The organism is Acinetobacter sp. 25-47-130 (assembly GCF_056779705.1).
The window spans coordinates 1-330 of sequence record NZ_JBWYII010000031.1; the positions used below are offsets into that span (position 1 = coordinate 1).

The window sequence follows — 330 nt, forward strand, 5'->3', positions numbered from 1 at the left end:
ATGCAGGGCTGATGTGCCATGCTTGTTCGAGGCCTAGGCTGGCATTGTCTTGGTGGTCACTGTGTTGGTGTTTGCTTTGGACTGAGCCTGCGCCTTCTTCTTGTTCGAGGACTGTGGCTTGCCAGCGTTGTAGGTGGACTGCGGTGGGTTGTAGGCTGCGTTGTCCGATAAAACTGGTGATGCTATCAAATTGTTCTGTCGCATCACTACGGTGGTAGCGGATGTTGCGTCGGTTAAGCGCTTGGTATTGGCTGTTGTCGTCAATCAGGCGGAGCTTTTGTGCTTCGATCGGGCTGTTGTTGCTCGGTACAATCGGTTGGGCTTCATCAA

Annotated in this window: 1 pseudogene; it reads right to left on the reverse strand. The window is 53.0% G+C overall.

The annotated features are described in order from the left end of the window. Positions 1-330 (reverse strand): annotated as a pseudogene (locus AC1M83_RS14215) (type VI secretion system tip protein VgrG); the annotation flags it as partial.